At 44.8% G+C, this 19757-nt stretch carries 20 protein-coding genes; 14 read left to right on the forward strand and 6 right to left on the reverse strand.

Annotation, left to right across the window (positions count from 1 at the left end):
- Positions 1-495: 495 nt before the first annotated feature.
- The 3 genes from AB4323_RS20310 to AB4323_RS20320 are packed head-to-tail and all read left to right on the forward strand — an operon-like array spanning position 496 to position 3218.
- Entirely contained in the window at positions 496-717 is a 222-nt protein-coding gene (locus AB4323_RS20310) for a FeoA family protein (protein ID WP_004734203.1), read from the forward strand.
- Positions 718-2991, forward strand: coding sequence for a Fe(2+) transporter permease subunit FeoB (gene feoB, locus AB4323_RS20315; RefSeq protein ID WP_017061939.1), 2274 nt, complete (start codon positions 718-720; stop codon positions 2989-2991).
- A complete protein-coding gene (locus tag AB4323_RS20320; protein ID WP_017061938.1) occupies positions 2988-3218 on the forward strand; it encodes a FeoC-like transcriptional regulator in 231 nt (76 codons plus the stop codon). Before feoB ends, AB4323_RS20320 begins: the two co-directional genes overlap by 4 nt.
- Before the next feature lie 132 nt (positions 3219-3350).
- Here AB4323_RS20320 and AB4323_RS20325 read toward each other — a convergent pair whose 3' ends face one another.
- Positions 3351-3779, reverse strand: a complete 429-nt coding sequence (locus tag AB4323_RS20325) for an HIT domain-containing protein (protein ID WP_017061937.1) — start codon at positions 3777-3779, stop codon at positions 3351-3353.
- 412 nt (positions 3780-4191) lie between these two features.
- Positions 4192-5925 carry an arginine--tRNA ligase gene (gene argS, locus AB4323_RS20330; RefSeq protein ID WP_372153225.1) on the reverse strand — a complete coding sequence of 578 codons (1734 nt, stop codon included), beginning with the start codon at positions 5923-5925 and terminating at the stop codon, positions 4192-4194.
- 347 nt (positions 5926-6272) lie between these two features.
- Here argS and AB4323_RS20335 point away from each other — a divergent pair, with 347 nt between their 5' ends.
- Complete coding sequence (locus AB4323_RS20335; RefSeq protein WP_102398069.1) at positions 6273-6869, forward strand: VOC family protein; 597 nt, start codon at positions 6273-6275, stop codon at positions 6867-6869.
- A gap of 315 nt (positions 6870-7184) precedes the next feature.
- Here AB4323_RS20335 and purU read toward each other — a convergent pair whose 3' ends face one another.
- Positions 7185-8018, reverse strand: a complete 834-nt coding sequence (gene purU / locus AB4323_RS20340; protein WP_372153227.1) for a formyltetrahydrofolate deformylase — start codon at positions 8016-8018, stop codon at positions 7185-7187.
- A gap of 301 nt (positions 8019-8319) precedes the next feature.
- On the opposite strand from purU, the gene AB4323_RS20345 reads away from it, so the two are divergent.
- The 8 genes from AB4323_RS20345 to rnd all read left to right on the forward strand — a co-directional run bounded on the left by AB4323_RS20345 (position 8320) and on the right by rnd (position 16308).
- Positions 8320-8520, forward strand: coding sequence for a hypothetical protein (locus tag AB4323_RS20345; protein ID WP_017062381.1), 201 nt, complete (start codon positions 8320-8322; stop codon positions 8518-8520).
- A 160-nt stretch (positions 8521-8680) separates the two neighbouring features.
- The gene (locus tag AB4323_RS20350) at positions 8681-10609 is read left to right on the forward strand and encodes an ATP-dependent DNA helicase (RefSeq protein WP_372132009.1); all 1929 of its coding nucleotides are present in this window, start codon (positions 8681-8683) and stop codon (positions 10607-10609) included.
- Positions 10610-10668: 59 nt separating this feature from the next.
- A complete protein-coding gene (gene tsaB, locus AB4323_RS20355) occupies positions 10669-11370 on the forward strand; it encodes a tRNA (adenosine(37)-N6)-threonylcarbamoyltransferase complex dimerization subunit type 1 TsaB (RefSeq protein WP_017062379.1) in 702 nt (233 codons plus the stop codon).
- 72 nt (positions 11371-11442) lie between these two features.
- The gene (locus tag AB4323_RS20360; RefSeq protein ID WP_017062378.1) at positions 11443-11748 is read left to right on the forward strand and encodes a hypothetical protein; all 306 of its coding nucleotides are present in this window, start codon (positions 11443-11445) and stop codon (positions 11746-11748) included.
- Positions 11749-11783: 35 nt separating this feature from the next.
- Positions 11784-12344, forward strand: coding sequence for a Slp family lipoprotein (locus AB4323_RS20365; protein ID WP_017062377.1), 561 nt, complete (start codon positions 11784-11786; stop codon positions 12342-12344).
- Between the two features lie 49 nt (positions 12345-12393).
- Positions 12394-13245, forward strand: a complete 852-nt coding sequence (locus tag AB4323_RS20370) for an alpha/beta fold hydrolase (RefSeq protein ID WP_372058224.1) — start codon at positions 12394-12396, stop codon at positions 13243-13245.
- A 106-nt stretch (positions 13246-13351) separates the two neighbouring features.
- The gene (gene fadD / locus AB4323_RS20375; RefSeq protein WP_017062375.1) at positions 13352-15046 is read left to right on the forward strand and encodes a long-chain-fatty-acid--CoA ligase FadD; all 1695 of its coding nucleotides are present in this window, start codon (positions 13352-13354) and stop codon (positions 15044-15046) included.
- Between the two features lie 143 nt (positions 15047-15189).
- The gene (rnd, locus tag AB4323_RS20380) at positions 15190-16308 is read left to right on the forward strand and encodes a ribonuclease D (RefSeq protein WP_017062374.1); all 1119 of its coding nucleotides are present in this window, start codon (positions 15190-15192) and stop codon (positions 16306-16308) included.
- A gap of 129 nt (positions 16309-16437) precedes the next feature.
- Here rnd and minE read toward each other — a convergent pair whose 3' ends face one another.
- The 3 genes from minE to minC are packed head-to-tail and all read right to left on the reverse strand — an operon-like array spanning position 16438 to position 18204.
- Entirely contained in the window at positions 16438-16701 is a 264-nt protein-coding gene (gene minE, locus AB4323_RS20385) for a cell division topological specificity factor MinE (protein WP_010436847.1), read from the reverse strand.
- 6 nt (positions 16702-16707) lie between these two features.
- Positions 16708-17520 (reverse strand): septum site-determining protein MinD, encoded by an 813-nt coding sequence (minD, locus tag AB4323_RS20390; RefSeq protein ID WP_009848498.1) that lies wholly within the window; start codon positions 17518-17520, stop codon positions 16708-16710.
- Positions 17521-17541: 21 nt separating this feature from the next.
- Positions 17542-18204: a septum site-determining protein MinC gene (minC, locus tag AB4323_RS20395; protein ID WP_017063419.1), complete on the reverse strand. Its 663-nt coding sequence runs from the start codon at positions 18202-18204 to the stop codon at positions 17542-17544.
- 219 nt (positions 18205-18423) lie between these two features.
- Here minC and AB4323_RS20400 point away from each other — a divergent pair, with 219 nt between their 5' ends.
- On the forward strand, positions 18424-18714 hold the full coding sequence (locus AB4323_RS20400; protein ID WP_017062372.1) for a YcgL domain-containing protein: 291 nt from the start codon (positions 18424-18426) through the stop codon (positions 18712-18714).
- A 30-nt stretch (positions 18715-18744) separates the two neighbouring features.
- The gene (locus tag AB4323_RS20405) at positions 18745-19743 is read left to right on the forward strand and encodes a lytic transglycosylase domain-containing protein (protein WP_102428816.1); all 999 of its coding nucleotides are present in this window, start codon (positions 18745-18747) and stop codon (positions 19741-19743) included.
- Positions 19744-19757: the final 14 nt, after the last annotated feature.

Raw genomic sequence — 19757 nt, forward strand, 5'->3', positions numbered from 1 at the left:
AGATACGAGATACGAGATAAATGGGGAGTTTAAAAAGGTTGTTGGGATAAAACAAAGGGAAGAAAAATATCGTGGCATAGCCGGGGGGACTATACCACGGGTGCCAACGACACCTTCGCTTGCTGCCGGAGTGATATAGCAAAGCCATATCACCTCTGGAATAAAATTAAAGAGAAGTAGTTTCTCTTCGATGGAGTAACTATACGTCCAGCTACTTATTTTACTTATAAAATTAACGACAGATACCTATGAGAAAACCGACATTGTCTCAAGTTATTGATAATTAATGATTTGTTTTTATTTGGGAGGGTTTGTACTAGTGAGGTAGTTCTCGCTAGTTGTTGAAAGTAACGTTTTTGACGTAAACGTTTTTAACGAAACTTACGAGTATGTATTTTCGAAAACATTGATTTCACACAATAGAATTGTGGGCATGTATGTGTATCATGGCGTTAATAACAATCTTTCTCATTATCAGTCACGAATTGGGTACTTATGAAACTCTCACAACTAGAGCAAGGAAAGGCGGCTTCTATTGTTGCACTAACAGGTTTAACACCAGACGTAAGGAAGAAACTTATGGTCATGGGTATGTTGCCAAAAACCGAGGTGACGCTTATCCGCCGTGCACCTATGGGTGATCCGCTTCAAGTTGAAGTGAGAGGTGTTTCTATCGCCATTCGTGAAAGCATTGCAGAACAAATCGAGGTTATCTAAATGGATTATCAAGTTCTTACCGTTGGTAACCCGAATAGTGGTAAAACAACACTGTTCAACGCACTGACTGGTGCTAAGCAGCACGTTGGTAACTGGGTTGGTGTCACTGTTGAAAAGAAGACGGGTTTATACTCGCACGCTGGTGATCAGTTTCAACTAACGGATTTACCGGGTATCTACGCACTAGACAGTGGTAATGATGCGAACAGCATCGATGAGTCTATCGCGTCTCGCGCTGTTTTAACTCACCCAGCAGATGTGATCATCAATGTTGTCGACGCTAACTGTCTAGAACGAAGCTTATATATGACATTACAGCTGCGTGAGTTGGGTCGCCCAATGATCGTTGTGTTGAACAAAATGGATGTATTAAAGCGCGAACGTCAGGTGATTAACCTTAAAGCACTAGAGAAAGAGCTAGGTTGCCCAGTTCTAAGCTTGTCTGCAAACGATAAAGGTCAAGTGGTTCGCTTTAAAGAGCGTCTGCATAAACTGCTTGTTCAAGGTGTGAGCCTTGACCCTATCTCTATTGATTACGATGCCGCGTTAGAAGCTCTTATCCCTTCTGTTGAGTCACAATTTGATGATGCTGACGTATCTCACCGAGCGCTAGCGATTCGTGCTTTAGAAAATGATTACTTGGTATTGAATGGTTTAGCCCCACAAACTCGCACTCAAATTGATAGCGTGCGTCTTGGTGCCGATTTCGATATTGACCTTGCTGTTGCTGACGCTAAATACACTTTCTTACATGACCTTTGTAAACGTGTTCGTCGCAGCGAAGGCAAACTAAGCCGTAACTTTACAGAGAAAGCAGACCAATTCATTTTGAACAAATGGGTCGGTATTCCTTTCTTCTTCGTTATCATGTACCTAATGTTCATGTTCTCTATCAATATCGGTAGTGCGTTTATCGACTTCTTCGATATTGGTGTTGGAGCAATATTAGTTGATGGTGGACACCACTTATTAGATGGCCATTTACCAGTTTGGTTAGTCACTGTACTTGCTGATGGTATTGGCGGCGGTATCCAAACGGTTGCGACCTTTATTCCTGTTATCGCAGCGCTTTACCTATTCTTAGCGGTACTAGAAAGCTCAGGCTACATGGCTCGTGCTGCATTTGTACTTGATAAAGTGATGCAGAAGATTGGTTTACCGGGTAAAGCATTTGTCCCACTTGTACTGGGCTTTGGTTGTAACGTGCCTTCAATCATGGCAACTCGTACTCTTGACCAAGAGCGCGAACGTAAACTAGCAGCATCAATGGCGCCGTTTATGTCATGTGGTGCTCGTTTACCGGTATACGCACTGTTCGCGGCGGCGTTCTTCCCAGGTGCAGGACAAAACGTAGTATTCGCTCTGTACATCATGGGTATCGTTGCTTCTGTATTTACGGGTTTGTTCCTGAAAAACACGATCTACCCAGGTAGCAGTGATAGCTTAGTGATGGAAATGCCAGATTACGAATTGCCGACAGTGCAAAACGTAATGTTGAAAACTTGGCAGAAGCTGAAGCGTTTCGTACTTGGTGCAGGTAAAACAATCGTGATGGTTGTGGCTATTCTTAGCTTCCTAAACTCTCTAGGTATGGACGGCAGCTTTGGTAACGAAGATAGCGAAAACTCAGTACTGTCTAGAGCAGCTCAAGTTGTAACACCTGTATTCCAACCAATTGGTATTACTGAAGAGAACTGGCCTGCAACGGTTGGTATCATCACAGGTATTTTCGCTAAAGAAGCCGTTGTTGGTACATTAAATAGCCTATATACAACGCCTTCTGATGAAGAAGCAGCTGAGTTTGACTTAGCAGCAAGCCTGCAAGAAGCGGTAATGACGATCCCTGAAAACCTAGCCGGATTGAGCTACTCAGATCCATTAGGTATTGAAGTTGGCGACTTGTCTGACTCTAATTCTGTAGCAGCTGACCAAGAAGTCGATACCTCTATCTTTGGTAACTTGAAAGACAAGTTTGTATCTGGTCATGCGGCATTCGCTTACTTGATTCTTATCCTGCTTTACACGCCTTGTGTGGCCGCGATGGGTGCTTATGTTCGTGAATTTGGTCAGACGTTTGCACGCTTCATCGCGGTTTGGACGATGGCTCTTGGTTACTTTGGTGCGACTTTCTACTACCAAGCGGCAAACTTTGCTGCGCATCCTGTGACAAGTGCAGTATGGATGGTGGCGATTGCTGGTGGTTTTGTGGTGACGTATCGCGTCTTCAAGAAAGTGGGCAGTAAGCAGAAAGCACTAGAGGTGCAAGTAGTATGATTTTAACTGAACTTCATCAATACATTGATAGCCACGGCGTTGCGGCTCGTAAAGAGCTCGCTGCAAAGTTTGGCATGAGTGAAGATGGCGTCGATGCGATGCTGAGTGTTTGGGTCAAGAAAGGGAAAGTTTCTCGCTTGGTCGATACGAATAAGCATGGTCATACAACGCGTATTCGCTACACCATCAGCAAACAAGATGGTTTGTCGCTTAACGTGATGATGTAGTTCGGTCTTCAGACTCTCGTTGAAAAAGGCGAGATTAGAAAATGACAAAGCCGCTTATCTAAGATGAGCGGCTTTTTGTTATGTGTCTTTTCTGAAGTGTTTTGCTTTAAAGCTCAATGAGATGAACTCGAATTATGCTTTCTTGAAGATAGAGCTCAGTGATAGAACGTTTTGGATACGAGTCAGGATAGCGGCTTGATCTTCTTCACTGCGCTGTTCGCCTTTTGTATTACCCCATACTGGGCCGGGCCAAGCAATGTCGTCTTTGAAGCGTGCAATATGGTGGATGTGCAGTTGTGGCACCATATTACCCAGCGCACCAAGGTTCAATTTGTCTGGTTGGAACGTTGCTTCTAATGCTTGGCTTACCGCCTGAGATTCATGTAGGAACTGCTGTTGCTCTTTCATTGGTAAGTGGTGCAACTCTTTTAGGTTGGCACGTTTTGGTACCAAGATAACCCAAGGCACTGCGTTATCTTTGTGTAGCAGGGCTAAGCTCAGTGGAAATTCGCCGATAAGTGTGGTGTCTTTCGCAAGTTGCGGGTGAAGTTCGAAGCTCATGATCTTTCCAATTAATTGTTTTACATGAGTATAAGGTCGGAGTTTGAATGTGGCTAGGGCTTACGTTCTCAATAAGCAGATTCCCTATCACGTTCGTCCCTCACTGTAGGGAATGATGGTGAGAAGAGGGATAACGATTTGGTGTGGTTTGATGGCGCATCATTGATGTTGTCTTGGATTCACTACACCTATTCTCGTCATCTCCTAGAGCGACGAATGAGCGTAATAGGAGATCTCTTGCTGTGTAGGTTAGCTAATCGCTTAAATAATCGAGTAAACAAACCTCCAGACAAAAAAAAGGTTGACGCTTTCACGTCAACCTTTCTAATTTTCTCGAATCTCGAATCTCGAATCTCGAATCTCGAATCTCGAATCTCGAATCTCGAATCTCGAATCTCGAATCTCGAATCGCTTACATGCGCTCTAGAGTGTCGATACCTAGAAGCGATAGACCTTGCTTGATCGTCTTCGCTGTTAGTGCAGCAAGCTTCAGACGGCTCTGCTTAACAGCTTTGTCTTCAGCAACTAGGATAGGGCAAGCTTCGTAGAAGCTAGAGAATTGACCAGCTAGTTCGAATAGGTAGCTACACATGATGTGTGGTTGACCTTCACGAGCAACAGACTGTACTGCTTCTTCAAACTGTAGAAGTTTCGCGATAAGCGCTTTCTCTTTCTCTTCAGTGATTTTGATTTCACCTTCAAGCGAGTCCATAGAAATGCCAGCTTTAGCAAATACAGAAGCAACACGAGTGTATGCGTACTGCATGTATGGTGCTGTGTTGCCTTCGAATGCAAGCATGTTGTCCCAATCGAACACGTAGTCAGTAGTGCGGTGCTTAGAAAGGTCTGCGTACTTAACCGCTGCCATAGCAACAGTGTTCGCGATCGCTTTCTTCTCGTCTTCTGCTAGTTCTGGGTTCTTAGATTCGATTAGCTGCGCTGCACGAACTTCGGCTTCATCAAGAAGATCAGCAAGACGAACAGTACCGCCTGCACGAGTCTTGAATGGTTTACCGTCTTTACCTAGCATCATGCCGAATGCGTGGTGCTCAAGAGAAACAGATTCTGGGATGTAACCTGCTTTACGAACGATAGTCCAAGCTTGCATTAGGTGCTGGTGTTGACGTGAGTCGATGAAGTAAAGAACGCGGTCTGCGCCTAGTTCTTCAAAACGGTATTTTGCACAAGCAATGTCGGTTGTTGTGTAAAGGAAGCCGCCGTCGCGTTTCTGGATGATAACGCCCATTGGGTCACCATCTTTGTTTTTGTATTCGTCTAGGAATACAACTTGTGCGCCGTCATCTTCTTTAGCAAGACCTTGCTCTTTCAGATCCGCAACAATAGTTGGAAGCATGTGGTTGTACATGCTTTCGCCCATTACGTCATCACGTGTTAGAGACACGTTTAGACGATCGTAGTTGCGTTGGTTTTGAATCATTGTTACGTCAACAAGCTTCTTCCACATCTCTGCGCAGAACTCGTCGCCGCTTTGCAGTTTAACAACGTAGCCACGTGCTTTAACTGCGAACTCTTCGTCTTCATCGTAGAGCTTTTTAGATTCACGGTAGAAGCCTTCAAGGTCAGCAAGTTCCATTGAAACTTCACCAGACTCAGCCTGAACGCGCTCAAGGTTTGCGATAAGCATACCGAATTGAGTACCCCAGTCACCGATGTGGTTAGCGCGGATAACGTTGTGGCCTAGAAATTCTAGAGTACGAACTACTGCATCACCGATGATAGTTGAACGTAGGTGACCAACGTGCATTTCTTTAGCAACGTTTGGCGCAGAGTAATCCGCAACAATAGTTTGCGTTTCAGCAACGGCAACACCAAGGCGAGAGTCAGCCAATGCTGCGTCTGCTTGTTTGGCTAGGAAAGCTTCATCTAGGAAGATGTTTAGGAAACCCGGACCTGCGATTTCAACTTTAGACGCGATACCGTCTAGGTTTAGAACGTCCAATACTTTTTGAGCAAATTCTCGTGGGTTAGTGCTTAGTCGTTTAGCAACGCCCATAACGCCGTTTGCTTGGTAGTCACCAAACTGTGGTTTTGCAGATTGACGAACAGCAGCAGGAGAGCCTGCAGGTGCGCCAGCGGCTTCTAGAGCCTGAGATACTTTGTCATTAATAAGTGCTTGGATATTCACACGCGTTTCCTTCAATTCAAGGATGATAAGAGTGGCCGTTAATTCTTGGTCATTAAATTGGTTAATTATGCTTCTAGTTAACGATTTAATGCCAAAATCAGCAGCAGACTCTGTTTAAGTTCACAGAAATGGCGGTAATCATACCAATTTTGTGCGGTTTCTTATAGGTCGAATTGATAGAAAATTAACATTTCCTGAGTGGTTTTTGACAATCGACTTTTAGCAAGACGCGTTTGCATGTTTAAGGAGCGAAAAGAACATAGTTATTGAGTGTTTTTTGTAAAAGCAACGCTTGTTGCAAAAGGCAAAACTGATAACATGCAGCCATTATTTGGAGAACACAGACAATGATGATGAGCCTGAAGCAAGCTGAACTAGAACCACAACAAATGATCGCCCGCCTTGATACTTTTATGGCAAAAATCGAGAGCCTAGGAAATACATTAGGTTTGGATTTAAGCTTTGCTCAAGCGGATCATATTGCGCTGCGAATCAATGACACTGAGCTAGCGAAATCTGCCCATCAAGCGTGGTCTGAGTACGGCTCTACGATTTCTGAGGCGATGATTAATGGTCGTCCAATTGTGGTGTTGGCTTTCGATGAACCCTTGCAAAGCCTTGGCTGGAAAATTGAATGTTTGGAGCTGCCATATCCAGCAGAAGGTAAGATTTACCCAAGCCAAGATTGGGAACATGTAGAGTTTGTGATTCCTTCTCATGCCCAAACAGCTGATGAGTATCTAGCGGATCTTAAAGAAACTTACCCGCAGTTCGCTGCTAACTTTGAAACGCTGGGTGAGCAAGGCGTTAAGATCAAACTCTCTAGCCCGAAAGGCGAGGGTGAACGCTTGAATAACCCAACAGTGGCTTTTAAACATCAAGGGATTTGCATCAAGCTGCATCCACACTCTTTGAAGAAGATTGTGGAATCAGAACAGGCTTAATTTGAATAGAGAGTTGCTAGGAAAGAGATTCCTGATCTCGCCTTGGCTCGTCGGAATGACGGGGTGTTCGATGAAATTTTCCAGAGTCTATCTTTGGATAGTGACAGACTGAGCGTTCGAGAGCGTATGTTAGAGCCTATAGCTCGAAGGTTCATCACCGAGTTCGTCATTCCCGATAGCGACGAAGGAGCGTAGTCGGGAATCTCTCAAAGCGAGTCTGATCATCAGATACAAAAAACGCGCGATGGGCTTTCCCTATTGCGCGTTTTTTATTGGGTTCTAACTGGAAGTCTTACCGGAAATCGAATATCCGATTTACAGAATTACAGTCTTGTTGCCGTAAACAAACACATGATCATTGATCACCTTGTTTAACGCCTTACTTAATACATTCTTCTCTACGTCACGACCGGCTTGTGCCATGTCTTTCGCGCTGAAGTTGTGATCCACAGGGATAACATCTTGCTTGATGATTGGACCTTCATCCAAATCATTCGTCACAAAGTGTGCCGTTGCGCCAATGATCTTCACGCCGCGCTCATACGCTTGTTGGTATGGCTTCGCGCCAATAAATGCTGGCAAGAAGCTGTGGTGGATATTGATGATCTTGTGGTGGTATTTTTCAACAAAACCTGGTGTCAGCACTCGCATGTACTTAGCCAAAACAAGGTAATCCGCGTCGTACTGGTCAATCACTTCTAGCATCTTCTTCTCATGTTCTTCACGGTTTAGCCCTTCGTGAGAAACATGGTGGTAAGGGATGTCAAAACGCTCGGTTAGGCTTTGTAGAATGTCGTAGTTACCGACAACGGCCGCAATTTCAACGTCTAAGCTGCCATCGAAGTTCTTCATTAGAATGTCGCCAAGGCAGTGTGCTTCCTTGGTCACGAGTATCACAACACGCTTGCGAGACGAATCAACAAGCTTACGTTTCGTATTTGGTGGCAGGGCTTGGTCTAAATCGGCAAGCAAGGTTTCATCATTGAAATAGCCTTCCAGCTCGGTGCGCATAAAGAAGTGGCCACTTGTGTTATCTACGAACTCATTGTTGTGAATAATATTGAGTTGGTGCTTATAACAAATATTGGTGATCTTAGAGATGAGGCCCGGGGCATCAGTACAATGTGTTAGTAAAGTTTTTCTTTCCATTTGCATCTTACTTCCATGAAATGTTGCACTTATTATATGAAATAGGGATTCTTCAAATTTAATGCAGGCCGTCGAACGGTGAACTGAGCCGCAATATCACCGTTATAATTAATCTATTATCAAGTTGGTTTCAACAAATTCTGCTGCTGATTTATCGCTTTGATAAATTGTTTGATATAGAAATATCAGTTTTTAGATAGAAAAACAGGCAGAAGCTTCATTTTTAAAAGTTTTGACCGTAGTACGCATTTGAACTTCAACCGAGGCATTTACGCCTTGGCCAAAAATAGAGGTGATACTTATGGATAAAGAGTTACTAGCCAAAAAACTGTACTGCAAGCGAGTGAATTCATTGGCGAGAGGTACCGAATTAGATGGTCATGTTCTAGATGAAATGTGGGAAAGTAAGACCTCACCAACCGATGCAGCGAAAGCCATACAGCCTGGTGATAACCATTTTGAAGGTGCTCCTTGGCTATCACGTTATCTCAGTCGAAAATAAAAACGATTCTCTAATTCCTACTTCTTCAATTCTTACCTTCAAGGTAACTTAAGCCACGTCAAGCCAAGCCAAACACCTCCGGTGCGAAGTCATTCTTGATTCGCGCCGGCTCACTAAACCTGCCATAATTCTCCTTCTCTTTTTCTAAACTTCGTACTCTATGATATCTAAAACGTTTTCTGCTGATGGCGCTCTGGGCAAAGCTATCCCTGGGTTTCAACCAAGACAAGCTCAGTTAGACATGGCTGAAGCGGTTTCACAAGCTATTGAAAATCAAAGCCAGTTGGTTGTTGAGGCTGGAACAGGTACTGGTAAGACGTTTGCTTACCTAGTGCCTGCGCTGCTTAGTGGCAAGAAAACCATCATTAGTACGGGGTCTAAAAACCTTCAAGAGCAGCTGTTTCACCGAGATTTACCCTTGATGGTCGATGCGCTTGGCTTTTATGGTCAAGTTGCGTTGCTCAAAGGACGTTCAAACTATTTGTGTTTGGACAGACTCAGCCGCCAAATGATCGAGAGTCATGGTGCTCATACCGATCCAACGCTGCTGGCTCAGTTAGTCAAAGTTCGTAGTTGGTCGTCATCCACTCAAACGGGTGATTTAGGCGATTGTGATGATATCGCTGAAGACAGCCCGGTTATTCCAACCATTACCTCGACCAATGATAATTGCTTGGGTAAAGAGTGCCCAAGCTATACCGATTGCTTTGTGCTTAAAGCGCGTAAAAAAGCGATGGATTCCGATGTGGTGGTCGTAAACCACCACCTTTTCCTAGCTGATTTGGCGATCAAAGAAACCGGATTTGGCGAATTGATACCTGAAGCTGACGTGTTTATTTTCGATGAAGCACATCAACTTCCTGACATCGCCAGCCAGTACTTCGGACAATCGGTTTCCAGTCGACAGATCCAAGAGTTAGCCAAAGACATTGAAATTGCTTACCGAACTGAAGCCAAAGACATGCGTCAGCTACAGAAAGTAGGGGATAGGCTCGTTCAATCGTCAGCCGATCTGCGTATTGTGCTTGGTGATACCGGCTTTCGTGGTAACTGGCGCGAAGCTTTGAAATCCGAGTCGATTGCACGCGAGTTAGTTCGTTTGCAAGATGCTCTGCAACTTGCTGTTGATGTATTGAAGTTAGCACTTGGGCGAAGCCAACTGTTAGACACGGCTTTCGAACGCGCAAACATGATTAAGTCGCGTATCGAACGTGTGTGCGATGTGTCGATTACGGGCTATTCGTATTGGTATGACACTACACCGCGCCACTTTGCTTTGCACATCACGCCGCTTTCCGTCGCCGATAAATTCCACGAACAGATTGAGCTGAAGCCGGGCGCGTGGGTATTTACCTCAGCAACCTTGGCGGTGTCGGATGATTTCGACCACTTTACTTCTCGATTAGGGTTAAAACCGTCAGCTCAGTTTTCATTGCCAAGCCCGTTTGATTACCCGAATCAGGCGCGCTTGTGTGTACCTCGTTATCTTCCTGAACCGAATAGCCCCGGTCTCGCGGATAAGCTAGTAAGAATGCTGACTCCTGTGATTGAGCAAAACCAAGGCCGCTGTTTCTTCTTGTGTACTTCACACAGCATGATGAAAGAGTTGGGGGAGCGATTCCGTGAAACCCTCTCGGTTCCCGTTCTATTGCAAGGTGAGACAAGTAAGCAAAAAACCTTAGCCGAATTCATGGAATTAGGTAACGCATTGCTGGTGGCTACAGGTGCTTTCTGGGAGGGGATAGATGTTAGGGGCGACGCATTAAGCTGTGTTATCATCGATAAATTGCCCTTTACAGCCCCTGATGACCCTTTACTTAAGGCTCGAATCGAGGACTGTAAGCTAAAAGGGGGTGATCCTTTTGCACAAGTACAGTTGCCAGACGCTGTGATTACCTTGAAACAAGGTGTCGGCCGATTGATACGTGACAAGCGCGATAATGGTGCTTTGATTATTTGCGATAACCGATTGGTGACTCGCGATTACGGTGGCATATTTTTGGCGAGTTTACCGCCTATCCCTCGTACACGTGACTTAGGGGTCATTAAAGAATTCTTAGCTAAAGACCATTCAACCGCTGCTGAGTAATTGGCATTGTTGAGTTTAGCCATTATTTTTAGATTAGATAACGAATATTTGAGACACAAATGAGCGCGAAAATTCTTGCAGTAGATACCGCAACTGAAAACTGTTCAGTTGCATTAGTAATTGGTGACCAGGTGTTCGCACGTAGCGAAGAGGCTCCTCGAGACCATACAAAGAAAATTCTACCTATGGTGGATGAAGTACTGAAAGAAGCGAATGTCGCTTTAACCGATATCGATGCTATCGCGTTTGGCCAAGGCCCAGGCAGTTTCACGGGTGTGCGTATTGGTATTGGTATTGCTCAGGGCTTGGCTTTTGGTGCGGATTTACCAATGATTGGTGTCTCTACACTGGCAGCGATGGCGCAAGGCAGCTACCGTAAATTTGGTGAAACTCATGTAGCAACAGCGATTGATGCGCGTATGAGCGAAGTGTACTGGGCTCGTTACAGCCGCGAACAAGATGGTCGTTGGACTGCGGTTGATGCCGAATGTGTAACGCCACCAAGTGAACTGGCTGCGCAGTTAGAAGCAGATTCTGAAATATGGGCGAAAGTCGGTACCGGCTGGGAAGCTTATGCCGAGCATATGGATACACTTGCGATCAACACCAAAGCGTGTGAAGTGCTATTCCCAGAAGCTCAAGATATGGCGTTCCTTGCTCAATTTGCTTACGCAGAAGGTAAAGCGGTTGCAGCAGAAGAATCTGAGCCAGTTTATCTTCGTGACAAAGTGACTTGGAAGAAACTGCCAGGTCGCGAATAATTTTTACAAGGTTCTGATGCAAATTAGGTCTAAATGCGTATTATTTAGATTTGAGAGGGCAGATATTTAGTCATGGTATCAATTAACAACTTACCTCCTTCTTCGATAGGCAGCACGTCTAAGCCGAATCGAATTAAAAAGAAGGAGCAGGCAAAAAAATCTGATGCTAGCACTGCGGTTGGGCAACCGACTAAGGTCGCTAATGCTGTTTCTCACTCTATTCGTCAAGTTAAAGAGTCTGAGCTACACAAGGCTCAAATCCAGTATGATCTTCCAGAAGGCCGAGGACGTAAGGCTATGGAAGAGTATATGGATGTAATGAATCAGGCGAAGAAAGAAGAACTTGCAAAGCTTATCGGTGTCGATATCTACATCTAGAGCTTCTTATTAATGCCTGTTTAAGGACCAGAACCATGTCAAATTATCTCTCTAAATTACGCTTAATAGCCTTTTCTCTTGGTGTATTGGTACTTGCCGGGTGTTCATCACTTCCTAGCGAGCTTGAAGCAAAATCAGAGCCTGTAATTAGCGATTACCAACAGTGGGTCGACCAACTACCGGATGCGCAAAGTGTTCGATTAGGTGGCGTTATCTCTAAAGTGACCAACTTGAAAGATAAGACTCGAATCGAAGTCGCTAATATGCCGATTTCGAGTAGCGGTAAGCCAGACCTAGACGCAGAGCCAAGCGGACGTTTTGTTGGTTATATTGAAGGGTACGTTGAGCCTCTAAGCTTTGCAGAAGGTCGTCTGATTACTTTGGTTGGTCAGTCAATTGGAAGTGAAGATGGAAAAATAGGGGAATACCCTTACACCTTCCCTGTAATGAAAGTAGACAACCAACGCCTGTGGAACATTACTGAGCGCGTTGTTGTTAACGATTTTGCACCAACCTACTACTCGTGCAGAAGTTTACATTGCCGCAGTTTTCAAACGATGCCAAGACAAGGTCGAGTGATACAAGACGTAGAGTAATTAACTTTATCCGATGTTGATTACGCAAACAGATGGAACTACATGTTTGATGATTGAAAAGTCATACTCCCTCGCGAGCGGGACGCTTGCAACACAACAGATTGGCAACCCACAAACGACCGCAACGACGGTCGTTTTTATTCATGGGTGGTTGGATAATTCGTCCAGCTTTAATCAGGTTATGCAGCAAGTCGCCAAGTTTGCGCCCAATGCTCACCTTGTTGCTATCGATCTCTTCGGACACGGCTTCTCGTCGCACAAATCGGGAAGTTACTACCCATTTCATGATTATATAGATGACTTGCATCAGTTGGTGACTAAATTATCGCCAAACAGACTGGTACTGGTAGGACATTCACTTGGTGCATTGATAGCAAGTTGCTATAGTGCCGCCTTTCCTGAAAAGGTGTCAGGATTAATTCAAATTGAAGGTCACGGACCTCTTTCTGAAGCTCCCCAAGAAACGGTTTCTCGCTTGAGAGATGGGGTACTCAGTCGTCTTCGACAGCGAAGAAAGCCTTCACGTCCTCTGGCAAGCCTTGAGGATGCTATTAAGCTGAGAGCTCACGCCAACCAAATTAATGCTGAATTAATCGCTCCTATTGTTGAGCGAGGTATTGTCGAGTTCGAGAACTCTTGGCAATGGCGATGCGACCCTAATCTAAAATGTGACTCGTTATATCGAATGTCACAAGCGCACGCTGAAGCGATTATGGCGGCTATTGAATGCCCTCAATTAATAATCCTAGGCAATGATGGATTCCGACATTTGCAGCATAATCGCTACAAATCAGTGCATAGTCCTCTGCAAATAGAGACTGTTCCTGGTGGACATCATTGTCATTTAGAGAGCCCAGAGCTAGTTTCAGAGCTAATTCTTGGTGTAGTTAACAAAATTTAAACAAGTGTTTGAGCCTTTTAGTGCTCATGCACTAAAGCTGTGCTGTAATACCGCAATGATAAAAAGCGGCGAAGCAGTCGTCAGCTGATAAACGAGGAGTAACATCGTGGATAAACCTTGGCTTTCACGTTATCCAAGTGACGTACCAGAAACGATCAACCCAGATCAGTACCCATCTCTTGTAGAAATGTTTGAACAGTCGGTACAGAAGTACGCGGACCAACCTGCATTCGAGAACATGGGCTCGATTATGACATTCCGTAAGCTTGAAGAGCGCAGCCGTGCTTTTGCCGCTTACCTACAGAATGACTTGAAACTGAAGAAGGGCGATCGCGTCGCGCTAATGATGCCAAACCTACTGCAATACCCAATTGCACTATTTGGTGTATTGCGTGCAGGTATGATTGCAGTGAATGTCAACCCACTGTACACACCTCGTGAGCTTGAACATCAACTGAACGATTCTGGTGCAAAGGCGATTGTTATCGTATCTAACTTTGCGAGCACGCTAGAGAAAGTCGTTGATAACACGCCGGTTAAACACGTTGTTCTAACTAGCCTAGGGCAAATGCTGCCACGCGCGAAAGGGACAATTGTCGACTTTGTAGTGAAATACGTAAAAGGCATGGTGCCTAAGTATGATCTGCCGGGTGCTATCTCATTCAGAAAAGCGCTGCACAAAGGTCGTCGTCTTCAATATGTGAAACCGTTCATGGCGGGTGATGACATCGCGTTCCTACAGTACACTGGTGGTACAACAGGTGTAGCGAAGGGCGCAATCCTAACGCACCGCAATATGATTGCGAACGTACTTCAAGCGAAAGGGGCTTACGGTCCTGTTCTGCAAGAAGGCCGCGAGTTGGTGGTAACGGCATTACCGCTTTACCACGTATTTGCACTGACGGTGAACTGCTTACTGTTTGTTGAGATGGGTGGTCGTAACCTTCTAATTACTAACCCTCGTGACATTCCTGGCTTTATTAAAGAGCTGCAAAAGGTTCCGTTTACCGCAATTACCGGCGTAAACACCTTGTTTAATGCGCTAGTTAATAACGAAGATTTCCACGAGTTGGATTTCAGTAACCTACGCCTATCTGTTGGCGGCGGCATGGCGGTTCAACGCGCTGTTGCTGAGCAATGGAAGAAAGCGACAGGCATTCACCTATTGGAAGGCTATGGCTTAACTGAGTGTTCACCACTGGTAACGGGTAACCCATACGACCTGAAAGACTACACAGGTGCTATCGGCCTACCAGTACCATCGACAGAAGTTCGTATTGTTGATGATGAAGGTAAGGTTATTGCTAATGACCAAGTAGGCGAGCTACAAGTTCGTGGCCCTCAAGTGATGCAAGGTTACTGGCAGCGCCCTGAAGCGACCAAAGAAGTGATCGATCAAGACGGTTGGTTATCGACAGGTGACATCGTTAAGTTTGATGACGAAGGCTTGTTGTACATCGTTGACCGTAAGAAGGACATGATTCTTGTATCAGGCTTCAACGTCTACCCGAACGAGATTGAAGACGTTGTGGCTCTGCATGGTAAAGTGCTTGAAGTAGCAGCTATCGGTCAACCTCATGAAGTGTCTGGTGAATTGGTTAAGATCTACGTTGTGAAGCGTGACCCTAGCCTGACCAAAGAAGACATTATCGCGCACTGTCGTGAGCACTTAACGGGTTACAAAATCCCTAAATTAGTCGAGTTCAGAGATGATCTTCCAAAGACTAACGTAGGTAAGATCTTACGCCGCGTACTGCGTGAAGAAAACGATGCAGAACTTGCGAAACGCGCTAGCGAATAATTAGCCCGTTTGCGCGAAAGTACTGCACCAAAACCATTGAGGCGCTTAATCTAAGCGAGCGCTGAAAAATGGTGTTAGAATGCCGACAGTTAATGTCGGCATTTTTGTATCCGGCGATCAAATAGAAACCTGTGAGAGTTTTTGTGGATTATCAAATCATTACCCAATTGAAAGACCTTGAGCGAGTTTGCCAACAAGCACGTGAAGCCGATGTCGTTATGCTTGATACGGAGTTCGTTCGTACTAGAACCTATTACCCTCAATTAGGCTTGATTCAGTTATTTGATGGTGAAACGCTGTCACTGATTGACCCTATTGCTCTTGATGACATGACACCGTTCGTTACCTTGTTGAAAGACGCATCAGTATTGAAAGTGCTGCACGCGTGCGGTGAAGATTTGGAAGTGTTCCAGAACGCATTTGGCTGTACACCAACACCAATGGTTGATACACAGATCATGGCGGCTTTCTTAGGTCATGGTTTATCAACGGGCTTTGCTGCTCTGGTTTCAGAGTTTGTCGGTGTCGATCTCGATAAGAGTGAATCTCGCACAGACTGGCTAGCGCGTCCGCTTTCTCAAAAACAATTGGACTACGCAGCAGCAGACGTGCATTACCTAATGCCAATGTACAACAAGCTTCTAGAAAAAGTGATGGAAGCTGGCTGGTGGGAAGCGGCTCAGCAAGAGTCTGATTTACAAGTTGCCAAGCGCATTCGTAAAGTAAACCCAGATACAGCCTACCTTGATATTAAAGGGGCGTGGCAGCTTAAACCTAAGCAATTAGCGATCTTACGACCTCTAGCAACTTGGCGTCTAAAAGAAGCAATCAAGCGCGATTTAGCGCTGAACTTTGTCTTCAAAGAACAAGACCTATGGGCTGTGGCGCGTTTTGCGATGAAAGATCCCAAGCACATGGAGCAAGAGGGTTTTGATTACCGCTCTGTGCGTCGCCATGGTGCGAAGATCAGCTCAATCGTAAAGTTAGCGGAACATACACCAGAAGAAGAGTACCCAGCACCAGTAGAACGTCTAATGGACTTCCCTGGCTACAAGCAACTCTTCAAAGTGCTGAAAGATGAAGTGAAAACAGCATCACAACACAGTGGTTTGGCGACGGAATTCTTGGCATCGAAGAAGCAACTTAACCAAATGTTAAGCTGGGTGTGGAAGCACGATCGTAACCCAGAAAAGCTGCCTGATGTTATGCAAGGCTGGCGTTTAGATGTGGTTGGCGAAAAGCTGAGTAAAGCGATCAAATAACCGCTTGCTGCTTTAAAGCCTAACTTAGTTACAGTTATAAACTGCACATACAAAAAAGAGAGCCTAGGCTCTCTTTTTTATTCAATCAATACAAGCAAGTGTATTACCTGCCAATCTTGTTCAGAAAGATTATCGATCTTCTTCTGGAAGCTTAACATTCAACTCTAACACTGAGATGTCGTCATCTTTGTGTTCAAAAGTCAGATCAACCATTGATGGATCGACCTCAACGTACTTGGCAATACACTTCAAGATGTCTTCTTTTAGTTGCGGCAGGTAAGACGGCGCTGGGTCGTCATGGCTGCGTCGTTCGGCAACAATGATCTGCAAACGTTCTTTGGCTAGGTTTGCGGTTGTCTTTTTCTGTGGTCTAAAAAACTCTAATAATGACATTGTGCATTAGCCCCCGAACAGTCGTTTGAAGATGCCTTTCTTCTGTTCCGTTAAGAAGCGGAAGTCAACTTGGCTACCCAGTAGTCGCTCTACAGTATCATTGTAAGCCATACCTGCGTCGGTTGCTTCGTCAAAGATAACTGGAACACCCTTGTTCGATGCGTTCAGTACCGCTTGGCTCTCTGGAATTACACCCAGTAGAGAGATGTGCAGGATTTCTTCAACGTCTTCAACACTGAGCATCTCACCTTGAGTTACACGTGCTGGGTTGTAGCGAGTCAATAGAAGGTGTGTTTTCACTGGCTCTAAGCCGTCTTCAGAACGACGAGATTTAGAGTCAAGAATACCTAGAATACGGTCTGAATCGCGTACTGAAGAGACTTCTGGGTTGGTGGTTACAATCGCTTCATCAGCGAAGTACAACGCCATAAGAGCGCCTTGTTCGATACCCGCAGGAGAATCACAGATGATGAAATCAAAGCCCATTTCATCCAGTTCATCAAATACACGACGAACACCATCTTTTGTTAGTGCGTCTTTATCACGAGTTTGAGAAGCAGGAAGAATGAACAGGTTCTCTGTGCGCTTGTCTTTGATCATCGCTTGGTTCAGCGTCGCTTCACCATTGATAACATTAACGAAGTCGTACACAACACGACGCTCACAACCCATGATTAAATCTAGGTTACGCAGACCGATATCAAAGTCGATAACTGCGGTTTTCTTTCCTTTTAAAGCCAGACCCGAGGCAATAGCTGCACTGGAGGTCGTTTTGCCTACCCCGCCTTTACCTGACGTTACAACGATAATGCGTGCCATTCTGTTTTCCTTTTATTTCTCTTATATTGCGAGGACATCAACGTGTAATACATCGTTTGCCATACTGAACATGGTTTTCTTCTGCCAGTACTCGCTTTCAATTTGATCGCTGAGCCAGTAATTTCCAGCAATGGAAACCAGCTCGGCTTGTAAGTCATTACAAATTATTTTTGCTTCAGTTTGACCACTTGCACCTGCAATCGCACGGCCGCGTAAAGTGCCATGAATATGGATGCTGCCATCGGCAATCACTTCCGCGCCTGCACTCACATGGCTGAGTATCAATAGATCGCCATCTTTCGCATAAACCTGCTGACCAGAACGAATAGGGGTTCTAATCACTTTGATTGGTGCCATTTTCGCTGGAGCTTGAGATGGCGACTTGCTTGCCGTCATCACTGCAAAACCGGCTTCTTTAGCGAGGTTTTGCATTCGCTTATCAGAACAGCCTGCCACACCAACCGGGATCATGCCCGCTTGAGATATACCATTTTTAAGTTGCACAAAATCAATATCGCCCGCGACTTTACTGATGTTGATAACAACAGGTGCGGCAGCGAAAAACGTAGGTGCTTGGTCTACTTTCTCTTGAAGAAAAGAGACTGCATTTTCGACTTGATCATCGGATAAGTGCAAAACAGATAGCGTAAAGCTGCTACCTTTTAGATCTGGGTTACTAGACATCGAAAAACTACAGGACCTCAATAGCGGATTAGTACAATTTCTTTATCAATAAAATAAAGGGCATTGCCTGAAACTAGGTTTATCATGTTATATTCCCAAACCAAGCACAGCAAGTAATCTTGTTGTCAAATGGACGTTTTGTTCCCAATATTTCCCTAACATAAACTATTGATCTCGCAAGTGAGAGTTTTGTAGTCATAATCAATTAAAAGGTTTGTCATGCTGTGTTCTATATATAAAAGCTCAAAGAAAGAAGGAACATACCTTTATATCCCTAAGAAGGATGATTTTTCACAAGTTCCTGACGCATTGATGCAAATGTTTGGTAAACCTAGTTTTGTAATGGTAATTAAAATGGATGGCCGTAAACTGGCTCAAGTAAACATCGAAAAAGTGAAAGAATCACTGAATACCGATGGTTTCTTTTTACAGGTTCCGCCACCACCAGTTAACGAACTTGAGCTTCATAAAGAGCGTAAAGCTCAACAGAAATCTCAAGACGAAGAGTGATAGCCACCTCAATTCAAGGAGGAGTGATCGTTGAGTAAATTTTCGAAAACCATATTGGCTGTGTCGGCATTACTATTGGGTAATAGCCTGACCATAAGTTCAATACAAGCTGAAGAACTGAGCTTCGAGCAATATGTAGAAAAACTAAAACAACAAGGCCGTGAAGAAGGCATCTCTGAAGCGATCATTGATGAAGCCTTTGATGGTGTAACGTTTAAGCCAAGAGCGGTAAAAGCCGACAAAAACCAACCTGAGAAAAAACTGACTCTGGATGAATACATTCCACGAGCGGTTCCAGATTGGAAAGTGAAGCAAGCAAGGTCACTCTACAAGGAGCATTACACCGCGTTAAAGCGTATTGGTGATGAATATGGTGTTCAACCAAGATTCATTGTCGCGCTATGGGGCGTTGAGAGTAATTTTGGTAAGTTCACGGGCAATTACAGCGTTATCGACGCCCTAACGACCATGGCTTATGAAGGACGCCGAGAAGCTTTCTTCCGTAGCGAAGCGATGGCGGCATTGAAGATTCTTGATCAAGGCCATATTGCACCAAAAGAGATGAAAGGCTCTTGGGCTGGTGCGATGGGTCAACCTCAGTTTATGCCAAGCTCATTCTTAGCTTACGCCGCTGATGGCAGTGGTGATGGCAAGAAAGACATTTGGGGCACTGAAGAAGACGTATTTGCTTCGGCGGCCAATTATCTCAGCCAATCAGGGTGGGATGACAAATATACTTGGGGTCGTCAGGTTCATGTTCCGTCAACTGTGTCGATCGATTTACAAGGTCGAGACGAAGACAAAGCGAAATACTTAAAAGAGTGGTCTGAACTCGGTATTAAACGCTATGACGATCGCCCACTGCCAACACTTGATGAAGACATTAAAGCTTGGTTAATCATGCCGGATGATGAAACCGGACGTTCGTACCTCATTTATAACAACTACAATGTGTTAATGAAGTGGAATCGTTCTTACTACTTTGCTTTGGCAGTAAGCCATCTAGCCGACAGAATTAAGTTTGATTAACAGACCTAAGTCGC

This window comes from Vibrio sp. 10N.261.52.C11 (assembly GCF_041471405.1).
GTDB classification, from domain to species: Bacteria; Pseudomonadota; Gammaproteobacteria; order Enterobacterales; family Vibrionaceae; genus Vibrio; species Vibrio crassostreae_C.

What these genes read in the sequence shown, in the direction of transcription:
- AB4323_RS20310 (WP_004734203.1), top strand. Translation starts at nt 496, where the DNA reads ATGAAACTCTCACAACTAGAGCAAGGAAAGGCGGCTTCTATTGTTGCA.
- feoB (WP_017061939.1), top strand. Translation starts at nt 718, where the DNA reads ATGGATTATCAAGTTCTTACCGTTGGTAACCCGAATAGTGGTAAAACA.
- AB4323_RS20320 (WP_017061938.1), top strand. Translation starts at nt 2,988, where the DNA reads ATGATTTTAACTGAACTTCATCAATACATTGATAGCCACGGCGTTGCG.
- AB4323_RS20325 (WP_017061937.1), bottom strand. Translation starts at nt 3,779, where the DNA reads ATGAGCTTCGAACTTCACCCGCAACTTGCGAAAGACACCACACTTATC.
- AB4323_RS20335 (WP_102398069.1), top strand. Translation starts at nt 6,273, where the DNA reads ATGATGATGAGCCTGAAGCAAGCTGAACTAGAACCACAACAAATGATC.
- purU (WP_372153227.1), bottom strand. Translation starts at nt 8,018, where the DNA reads ATGGAAAGAAAAACTTTACTAACACATTGTACTGATGCCCCGGGCCTC.
- AB4323_RS20345 (WP_017062381.1), top strand. Translation starts at nt 8,320, where the DNA reads ATGGATAAAGAGTTACTAGCCAAAAAACTGTACTGCAAGCGAGTGAAT.
- AB4323_RS20350 (WP_372132009.1), top strand. Translation starts at nt 8,681, where the DNA reads ATGATATCTAAAACGTTTTCTGCTGATGGCGCTCTGGGCAAAGCTATC.
- tsaB (WP_017062379.1), top strand. Translation starts at nt 10,669, where the DNA reads ATGAGCGCGAAAATTCTTGCAGTAGATACCGCAACTGAAAACTGTTCA.
- AB4323_RS20360 (WP_017062378.1), top strand. Translation starts at nt 11,443, where the DNA reads ATGGTATCAATTAACAACTTACCTCCTTCTTCGATAGGCAGCACGTCT.
- AB4323_RS20365 (WP_017062377.1), top strand. Translation starts at nt 11,784, where the DNA reads ATGTCAAATTATCTCTCTAAATTACGCTTAATAGCCTTTTCTCTTGGT.
- AB4323_RS20370 (WP_372058224.1), top strand. Translation starts at nt 12,394, where the DNA reads ATGATTGAAAAGTCATACTCCCTCGCGAGCGGGACGCTTGCAACACAA.
- minE (WP_010436847.1), bottom strand. Translation starts at nt 16,701, where the DNA reads ATGTCATTATTAGAGTTTTTTAGACCACAGAAAAAGACAACCGCAAAC.
- minD (WP_009848498.1), bottom strand. Translation starts at nt 17,520, where the DNA reads ATGGCACGCATTATCGTTGTAACGTCAGGTAAAGGCGGGGTAGGCAAA.
- minC (WP_017063419.1), bottom strand. Translation starts at nt 18,204, where the DNA reads ATGTCTAGTAACCCAGATCTAAAAGGTAGCAGCTTTACGCTATCTGTT.
- AB4323_RS20400 (WP_017062372.1), top strand. Translation starts at nt 18,424, where the DNA reads ATGCTGTGTTCTATATATAAAAGCTCAAAGAAAGAAGGAACATACCTT.